The organism is Paenibacillus sp. N119s (assembly GCF_059447605.1).
In genome coordinates this window covers 1-556 of record NZ_JCAJRU010000500.1, presented here as the reverse complement: position 1 = coordinate 556, position 556 = coordinate 1, and the positions used below count along the sequence as shown (strand labels likewise).

Below are 556 nucleotides of genomic sequence, written 5' to 3'. Positions count from 1 at the left end.
GCTTGACGCACACCCGGCACCTGCTGGATCGCGGTTTCAATCTCGCCTAACTCAATCCGGTACCCGCGGATTTTGACTTGGTAGTCCATCCGGCCAATAAAGTCTACATTGCCGTCTGGCATCCACCGCGCCAAGTCGCCGGTGCGATACAGTCGTTCACCTGGTACGTACGGGTTCGCTACGAATTTCTCAGCGGTCAAGTCCGCACGGTTCAGGTATCCCCGTGCCACGCCAGCACCGCCAATGCACAGCTCGCCCAGTACACCGATCGGCACTGGATTTAGCTGACTATCCACGATGTAGAAGCGGGCGTTCAGCCATGCCTGCCCAATTGGCACATGGCCGCTGCTTGGCAGCTTCGACAGTTCTTCGTCATAGAAGCTGGAATCAATCGCCGCTTCCGTAACGCCGTAGCTGTTAATAATGCGGATATCCGCACCAAACCGTTCTTGCAGCACTCGATAGTCCGTCACGCTGCAGCTATCTGAGCTCGTGATGAGCAGCTCCAGACTGCTCATGTCAAGTCCCTGTTCATACACATGCTGCATAAACGGTA

The 556-nt window shown here is 55.8% G+C and carries 1 protein-coding gene; it reads right to left on the bottom strand.

What is annotated here, in order from left to right; genetic code table 11:
• The coding region (locus AC5V8P_RS26005; RefSeq protein WP_495474106.1) for an AMP-binding protein at positions 1 to 556 on the bottom strand (556 nt) is incomplete at both ends.